This is a genomic window from Streptomyces alkaliterrae, from assembly GCF_007097205.2.
GTDB classification, from domain to species: Bacteria; Actinomycetota; Actinomycetes; order Streptomycetales; family Streptomycetaceae; genus Streptomyces; species Streptomyces alkaliterrae.
In genome coordinates, this window is the sequence record NZ_VJYK02000231.1 from 1 (window position 1) to 8886 (window position 8886).

An 8886-nucleotide genomic window follows, 5' to 3' on the forward strand; every position below is an offset into this window, starting at 1 on the left:
GTACCCACCCGTACCGCGAACCCGTCAGGACAGGACGATGAAGGCAACAACACGGCTCACTCTCATCGCGTCGACCCTCGCGCTGACCTTCGCGCCGGCCCTGACCGCCTGCGGCACGGACGCCGCGGACGGAGGCGCCGCCCCGGAGTCCGCTGCCCTCGGCCACGTGCACGGCCTCGCCCTCGATGCCGCGGACGAGCGGCTGTACGTCGCCACCCACCACGGGCTGTTCACGACCGGCGAGTCCGGGGACCCGGTGCGCGTCGGTGACAGGGCGGACGACTTCATGGGCTTCACCGTCGTGGGGCCGAAGAGGTTCCTCGCCAGCGGCCACCCCGCGCCCGGCAGCGGCGAACCCGCCCACCACGGCCTGATCGAGAGCACCGACGCGGGGAAGAGCTGGAAGACCCTCTCCCTGGGCGGCGAGGCCGACTTCCACGCCCTCGAACACGTCCACAACACGACCTACGGCTACGACAGCACCAAAGGGATGCTTCGTGTCAGCAAAGACGGCAAGTCCTGGGACGACCGGGCCCGCCTCCAGGCGCTCGACATCGCCGTGAGCCCGAACGACCCGGACACCGTGCTGGCCACCACCCCCGACGGCATCGCCAGGAGCACCGACGGGGGCCGCACCTTCCGCCCCGGACGCAAGCCCGCCATGGCCTTCCTCTCCTGGCCCGCTCCCGACGTCCTCTACGGCCTCGACAGCCGGGGCGGCGTGCACCGCAGCACCGACGGCGGCGCCACCTGGGACAAGGCGGGTGAGCTGCCGGGGGCCGGGTCCGGCGTGCAGGCCCTGACGGCGGTCGACAAGCGGCGTGTACTGGCCGCCACCGCGGACGGCGTCTACGAGTCCACGGACGGCGCCAAGAGCTTCGCCAAGCTCTTCGACGTCGACACCGGCGCGGGCCACTGACCGACGCGGGCCGCACCAGGCCGCACCAGGCCGCACCGGGGCTCACCGGTGCTCCAGGGCCGTGGGCAAGACGCTCGAACGGGTGAGGCGGCGTGTTCGAGTGGTCGTCCGCGGCGAGGTTCAGGCGGTGCGTGGGCTGCGGCGGTGAATGGAACGTGTGTTCACGATCTGCCCGGCATTTGTCCGTTACGGGTGCCGTGAACGGCCGTTGATGGGAGCACCAGTGCCCGTCACGCACCCGACTGGGGGACCCGATGAGAACCGTCCCTGTGCTCCCGCCGACACCCGTCCCGTTCGAACACGACGTCACGACGCTCCGCCGAACGGCGGAACCCGCCCGCCGGACGGATCACCGCCCGTACGGCGGTCCCCACCGGCCGTACGGCGGTCCCCACCGGCCGTACGGCGGTGCCCACCGCGCCTCACGCCCCGCCGGGGGGTGGGCCGTATGACCGCCGACGAACAGCCGGCACCCGCCGCCGACGGCGTTCCCGCCCAGCGGAGCAAGCCGCTCGGGCCGCCGCCCGCCCGGCTCGGCTCCGGTCCCGACGACGGCGACCTCACGGACGAACTGAAGGAGGCGTACTGGTCGGTCTACGACGGCGCCGCCGCGAACGCGACCCTCGGCGAGATCCTGGTACGCCTACCGCGCATCGTGCGACGCGTCGGTGAGTTGGCCTGGCGGGCCGACCGCCGCGCGACCGTCGCTCTGGTCGTGCTGCAACTCGGCTCGGCCGCCATGTCCGCCTTCGGGCTCATGGCCTCCGTCGCCGTGCTGCACCAGCTGTTCGGGGAGGGGCCGACCCCGGACCGGGTGCGGGCCGCCGTCCCCCAGATCCTGCTCGTCGTCGCGTTCCTGGCCGCGCGGGCGCTGCTGGAGGCGGGCGTCTCGCTGACCCAGGCCCACGTCACACCGAAGATCCGCACCGCCCTGGAGCGGGAGTTCCTGCAACTCACCGCGCACGTCCGGCTGGAGGTGGTCGACGACGCCGACTGGCACGACGACGCGTACCGCGCGCACGACCGGGGGCTGTTCTACGCCCGGCAGATCGTCGGCCAGGTCGTGGCGTTGGCGTCCGCCGCGCTCGGCATCCTCGGCACCGCCGGAGTGCTGGCCGCTCTGCACCCGCTGCTGATCGCCCTGCTGCCGCTGTCCGTACTGCCGGTCGGCGCGGCCGCGATCCGCTCCGCGCGGGCGCGCTTTCACTCCTTCCGGCGGTGGAACGCGCTCCAGCGGCGGGTAAGGCTCTTCTCCTGGCTGCTACTCGACCGCGACTCCGCCGCCGAACTGCGCTCGGACACCGCGCAGCGGGCCCTCCTGGACGAGCACCACCGGATCACCGCGCGCATCGCCGAGGAGGACACCCGGCTCGGCGTGCACTCCGCGAAGCTTGCCCTCACCGGCCGCGCGCTCGGCGGCGTCGGCACCGGTGTCACGTACGTGGTGCTGGCGCTGATGCTGGTGGCCGGCTGGATGCCGCTCGCCGCCGGCGCCGGAGCCGTCCTCGCGATCCAGGCAGCCCAGGGCTCGCTCACCCGCTTCATGGACGTGGCGCACCTGGTGTACGAGCACGCGATGTGGGTGGACGACCTGCTCGCCTTCCAGGAGCGCTGCCGCTCCCTGCAACCCCGGCGCCACGGCTCGGCCGCGCCGGGGAAGGTGGCGGAGATCGAGCTGCGGGACGTGTCGTACACCTATCCCGGCAAGGAGGCCCCGGCCCTGAACGGCGTGTCGATGACTCTGCGGGCGGGGGAGACCGTCGCGTTCGTCGGCGTCAACGGCTCAGGGAAGAGCACCTGTTCGAAGGTGATCGCGGGACTCTACGACCCGGGTAGCGGGGCCGTGTGCTGGGACGGCGCCGACACGGCCGGGATGGACGCCGAGTCCCTGCAGAACCGGGTGTCGATGGTCCTCCAGGACCCGCTGCACTACCCGTTCAGCGCGCTCGCCAACATCACCGCCTCCCGGGGCACGCTCACCGAGGCCGAGCCACGGCAGGCACTGGACGCGGTGACCGCCTCCGGCGCGGACCAGGTCATCGCCCAACTTCCGCAGAAATGGCGGACGTTGCTGTCCAAGCGCTTCAAGGGCGGACAGGAGCTGTCCGCCGGCCAGTGGGCGAAGATCGCCGTCGCGCGCGGACTCTACAAGGACGCGCCCGTCCTGCTGCTCGACGAACCCACGGCCAGCATGGACCCGAAGGCGGAGCACGCCGTCTACCAGGCGGTCCTCCGCAACAAGCGCCGCGCGGAGAGGATCACGGTCCTCATCTCGCACCGCCTCGCGAGCGTCGTCGAGTGCGACCGGATCTACGTCTTCGACGCCGGCCGGATCGTCGAGTCGGGCACGCACGACGAACTCATGGCGCGGGGCGGCGACTACGCCGAGATGTTCACCCTCCAGGCCGACGCCTACCAGGCCGGCACCGGCGCCGCCGGTCACTGAACGACTCGTTCCGTCCGGGCGGTCGGGCCGGACCGCCCGGACGGCACGTGGGTGAGGAGGCGTGTGGCGTGCGCCGGACTCGACGGCTTCGCCTGGCTGACGGCAGGGGCGGGCGCGGTGCCGGTTTCTGCGGACTGCGACGGGACGTGTACAGGGCGTTGACGGGGGTGGGGTGGTTCGGGATGCTGAGGGGGTAGCTCGGCCCGGCGGGTTCACGGGTACGGCTGCGGTGCGTTGCGCAGGTGCCTTGGGTCATGCTGAGGGACCTGCCTGGTTGCAGTCGTGTGCTTACTTCCCCTCAGGAGGCCTTGTGGCCAGTGGAACCGCACGGCCCGGTATCTGGCAATCCGGTATGCGCGCGGGGTTGTTGGTGGTGATCGCCAACTATGTGGTCCTCAAGGTGGCCGAGGCGGTGTCGGGCGGTGAACTGTCCGTACAGGTCGGGGGCGGGGACTCCTCGCTGCGGGTCGGGGCGTTTGTCGTCGCGGTGGCGACGCTCGTCTCGGCGGTGCTGCTGATCCTGCTGGGGCTGCTGCTGAGGCGCGTGATGAGGGCTCCGCGGCGACTCTTCGTGGCTCTTGTCGTGCTGCTCACCGGGCTGTCCGTCGTGGTTCCCCTCAGTTCGGGCGCTCCGGGCGGCACTGTGGCCGCGCTTGCCGTCATGCACCTGCTGACCGGCGTCTTTGTCGGTTCCGCGGTGGCTCTTACGCTGACCGAATTGGACACTTCGGTGCCTGACAGGGCGGTTGACTGAGCGGGCGGAGCGCGAGGCGGGATGGCGTCAGCCGTCGCGCCGAGCGTTGGGAGCCGCGTTCCGCGCGCCGCCGTCGTGCGGCGGACCGAGTCGCCGGAGGCCGCGCTGGGTGATGCTGGAGGCGCTGCCGCCGGAGCGAGTGCACTTCCAGCCTTACCACGCCACGCGAGGCGAACTGCTCGCGCGGCTCGGACGCCGGGGAAGCGGTCGCGGCGTGCAGGGAAGCGGCCGTGCTCACCGCCGACTCCGTGTCACGGTCGTTCCTGGAGCGGCGTACCGCTGAACTCTCCGAGTGAGCAGGTGCGTCGCTGCTGTGCGGAATCCGGGGTGCGCCTTCGGCCGCAGCAGCGTGACCAGCCGCCGACGGCCCGCCTTGCGTATCTGTGCCGGTGAGCCGAACCGTTCCAGCAGGGCCAGGACGGCAGGGTGCTGCAGTCGCGGCCCCAGGACCCGTTCCAGAGACGGATGGATCTGGGTCAGCAGGCCGTGCAGCCGGTTCGCAACCCGGGTGGCCTCGCCGGCCAGGTCGTCGTCGAACCCGACGATCATCTCCAGCTCGGCGATCGTCTCGTCCTCGCCGTCAATCGCCCGCAGCGTGTGCGGCATCGCGCGGGACGCGTCCGCGATGATGAACGCGTCCCTCGCGTCGGTCTTGGCCTCGCCCGGGTAGAGGTCGGCGATCCGCCGCATCGTCAGCCCCGGCAGGTAGGCGACCGGGCAGCCCATGTCCCGGGCGACCGCCAGCGGCAGAGCCCCGATCGAGGCCGGCTGGTCGACCACGACCAGTACCGTTCCGTGCTTGGCCTGCAGCTTCGCGAACAGCTCACGCAGCTTGGGCTCGGTGTTGGGCAGGCGCTTGTCGAATGCCTTCTTCCCGGCCGGGGTGACGGCGGTGGCGTGGTGTTCGCCCTTGCCGACGTCCAGGCCGAGGAAGACGTCGATGTCGCCGGTGTCGATCACGTGCAGGCCCCTCCATCACGCTTTCGTCCGGCCTTGCAAGGGCACCGAGCTGCCACATCCACGTTACGGAGAGCTCTTCCGGCCTGGGTGAAGCCGGTGCTCAAGCCCCTCATCAGCGGTCCGTCGATGCCTCCGGACCCGGTGACACCACCCCCCGGATCATGAACAACAGGGGGGGGAAGTCATGCCGGACCCGAAGGCCGGAGGCCCCGTTTCGGAGCCACGAAGAAGGTAACGGGGGGTTGGGAACCGTGGTGGTGCGGGAGAGCGTGTGAGGGTGTGCGTGGCTCCACCCCGGAGCGTGTGCGACCTGCTGCGATGTGTTCTGAGCATGTCAGTTAGGGTCGATCGCGATCACTGAACGCGAGCGGTGTTCCGGGGGGAACCGGCCATGGCCATGATGCTGCCCAGCGAGCTTGAGTGGGTCCTCAACATCCTGGGCTTCAACTGGCCCGAGGCCGACGAGGACAAGCTCATGGAGGCCGCCCAGGCGTGGCGGCAGTTCGCCATGGACCTCCACACCCTCCAGGCCGACGGCAACAAGTCGGCCGGGAACGTCCTCTCCGAGAACTACGGCAAGTCCGTCGAGGGATTCGACGAGGCGTGGCGCGAGTTCTCCGGAAGCGAGCGCGGCTACTTCGACGACGCGCGGACGGCCGCGCAGATCGTCGCCTTCGCGCTGGACGCGGCGGCAGCCGTCGTGATCGCCTGCAAGATCGCCGTGATCATCCAACTCGCGGTGCTGGCGATCCAGTTGATCGCCGCCGCGGCGGCGGCGCCGTTCACCTTCGGCGCGTCCTCGCTGGCCGGAGCCTCGGCGACGGCGATCGTCCGCATGATCGTGCGGCAACTGCTCAAGACGCTGGCCGACGCGATCCTCCAGACCATCCTCGACGCGCTGAAACAGACCGCGCTCAAAGCGATCCAGGCCATCGCCGAGGATCTGATGCGGCAGACCGTCAACGTCCACTTCGGCGCCCAGGACGGCTACGACGTCGCCAACGCCGCGAACGCCGGCTACCAGGCGGGACGACAGGAACTGCGGAACCAGCGCGACGGCGCGCTGGAGAACATCCGCGACAACGCGCTCGGCAGCGCCGCGAACAGCGGCCGCCGACAGGTCGAACAGTCCGGCAACAACGCCCTCGGCCTGGGCACCGGCTCGGGCACCGGCGGCGGCACCGGCGGCACCGGCGGCACCGGCACGGGAGGCGCCGGCGCCGGCGGCAATGGCGCGGGCGGTGGCAGCGGCAACGGCGGCGCTGGAAACGGCGCGGGTGCCGGTAGTGGTAGTGGCACGGGCGGCGCCAACGGCAGCGGGGACGGCGGCGGAACCGGTAGCGGATCTGGAGCCGGTGCGGGAACGGGTAGCGGCGGCAGCTCCGGCGGCCCCGGCACCCCAAGCGGTGGCGGCTCCGGCACACCGAACGGCTCCGGCACACCGAACGGCTCCGGCACGTCTGGCGACAGCGGAAGCGGAAGTGGCGGCTCCACCGGAAGCACGGGACCGTCAACCGGCGACGGACGTCCCGCGTCCGACGGTGGCCCCGAGGGCGGCGGCAACCAGTCCCCGCGCCCCGGCGACGCACGTGACCAGAGCCAGCCCAACAGCCCGTTCGACCCGCCACCCCGTGAGCCGTCCGCCGACTCGCCGGGCCCCCGCCAGGACCAGTCGCAGGACGGCCCGTCTTCTCCGAGGACAATCGACGGCAACGCCGCGACCACCGACGGCCCGGGCAGCGGCGACGGCCAACGCTCCGACGGCGCGAGCCCCCGTACGGACGACGGCGCCGGCCCACGACGACCGGACACGGACTCCCCAGCCGACCGCCCCGGAGCCGACCGCCCTGCTGACAACCAGCGCTCGGGGAACGACAGTTCGCGCCACACCGACGACACCGCGCCCCGCTCCGACCAGCCGCCGTCCCGCCCCGACTCAGACGGCAATCCCCGCTCCGACTCCGACGCGTCCCGCCGCGACGCCGACGGGACGCGTCCGGACGCGGGACCGCGCGCCGACTCCGACCGACCGGCGCCTCGCCAGGACGCAGACGGCCCGCAGCCCCGCTCCGACTCCCCACAGCAACGCCCCGGCCAGGACACACCCCCGTCAGGCCGCACGGACGCGAACGCCAACGAAGGGCGATCGTCCGACCGTTCGGACACTCACGACGCCCGCGACGTCCGCGACAGGCCCGACTCGGCCCCGAATCCGTCCCGACCGGAGTCGGACTCCACCTCGCCGCCGCCCGCCTCACCGTCAGCGACCGACCACGCGAGCGGCCGTACGGAAGGCGACGGCGGCACCGCCGCCGCGTCCGGCGCCCGACCCACGGCACCCCCCGCGTCGCCGCCCGCGCCCGGCCCGTCGGCCGGTACGGACCGTGGCCAGGCACCCGCCCCACACCAGCAACCGACCGCCGACCGCAACACCGACCCTGCCGAGCAGGGACTCGGCCTCCAGGGCGGCGCCACCGTGCCACCACCGCGTTCCGCGACTCCGGACACCGCACAGCAGACACCGCCGAGCCAGCCACCTGGCACCCCCGGCACCCAGAACCCGGGACCGACACCAGGCCCGGTGCCACCGCCCGGTGCGGCGGCGCCCCCAGCCGCCGGCCCGTCACCCAACCCGGGCGCCGCTCAGCGCCCGGCCCAGAGCAACCCGCCGTCCCAGCCGTCGCCCTCGCAGGCCGGTCCGACTCCGAGCAGGCCTCCGGCCGGCTCGGAGACCGGAGGCACGAAGCCCGGCCAATCGCAGCCGGGCCGTCCCACCGGAAGCCGTCCGCAGGACGCGCCCCGGACCGACACACCACACTCCGACCGCCGGGACCGCCCCACGCCACCGCGCGAGGACAACACCTCGAACCGCGACAACGCCCGCCCCAAGGACGACTCCCAGCGTCGCGACGACACCCGGCCCCGAGACGAAGCGGCAAACCGCCCCAAGGACGACGCCCGCCCCAAGGATGACGCGCGTCCGAAGGATGACGCGCGTCCGAAGGATGACTCGCGTCCGAAGGATGACTCGCGTCCGAAGGACGACACCCGCCCGAAGGACGACAACGCGCGGCCTCCCCGGGAGGATCACGACAACAGCGGCGGCGACAAACCCCGCCGTGACGACCACACCGAGAACACCGAAAGGCACGACACCACCAGGGGGGACGACAACCGCCACGACGACAACCGCCAGAACGACGACCGCGACGACTCCCCTCGCGACGACGACGGCCGCGACGACAACCGCGACGACAACCGTGGCGACGACGACGCCCGACCCGACAGCGACCCGCCCCACGACGGCAGCGACGACAACTCACCTCCCCGCGACGGCGACGACGCGCCGCACGTGCCGCCAGCACCCGACAACCTCTCCGGCGCGGCCGAGAACCCCCGGCAGGACGGCAAGGACGAGGCGAGCACGAAGTGCCCGACCGACCCGGTGAACGCCGCCACCGGTGAGATGCTTCTGGAGCAGACCGACCTCCAACTCCCGGGCGTGCTGCCACTCGTCATCGGCCGGAAGCACCGCTCCGGCTACCACTACGGCCAGTTCCACGGTCGTAGCTGGGCCTCCACCTTCGACGAGCGCCTTGAACTGGACGGTGACGGCCGTGCCCAGTGGGCCGGCGCGAACGGCACGATCCTCTGCTACCCGTCCGTACCGGCAGCACCCGGCGAAACGGTCCTCCCGGTCGAGGGCGCCCGAACACCCCTCACACTCGACGCCCCGACCACCACCGCCGATCCCGAACCCGACGCGTCACCCCACCGCCCGACCTACTCCGTAACCGACCCGAGGAC

Annotated in this window: 4 protein-coding genes and 1 pseudogene; 4 read left to right on the plus strand and 1 reads right to left on the minus strand. The window is 72.2% G+C overall.

Annotation, left to right across the window (positions count from 1 at the left end; translation table 11 throughout):
- The first annotated feature begins 37 nt into the window (after positions 1-37).
- The 3 genes from FNX44_RS19475 to FNX44_RS19485 all read left to right on the plus strand — a co-directional run bounded on the left by FNX44_RS19475 (position 38) and on the right by FNX44_RS19485 (position 4119).
- Positions 38-919: a F510_1955 family glycosylhydrolase gene (locus FNX44_RS19475; RefSeq protein ID WP_228450023.1), complete on the plus strand. Its 882-nt coding sequence runs from the start codon at positions 38-40 to the stop codon at positions 917-919.
- Between the two features lie 448 nt (positions 920-1367).
- The gene (locus FNX44_RS19480; protein WP_143649633.1) at positions 1368-3365 is read left to right on the plus strand and encodes an ABC transporter ATP-binding protein; all 1998 of its coding nucleotides are present in this window, start codon (positions 1368-1370) and stop codon (positions 3363-3365) included.
- A 310-nt stretch (positions 3366-3675) separates the two neighbouring features.
- Entirely contained in the window at positions 3676-4119 is a 444-nt protein-coding gene (locus FNX44_RS19485) for a DUF6069 family protein (RefSeq protein ID WP_143649635.1), read from the plus strand.
- 330 nt (positions 4120-4449) lie between these two features.
- Here FNX44_RS19485 and FNX44_RS19490 read toward each other — a convergent pair.
- Positions 4450-5079 (minus strand): annotated as a pseudogene (locus FNX44_RS19490) (IS110 family transposase); the annotation flags it as partial.
- Positions 5080-5470: 391 nt separating this feature from the next.
- Here FNX44_RS19490 and FNX44_RS19495 point away from each other — a divergent pair.
- A partial coding sequence (locus FNX44_RS19495) for a DUF6531 domain-containing protein (protein WP_153507490.1) occupies positions 5471-8886 on the plus strand: 3416 nt, incomplete at its 3' end.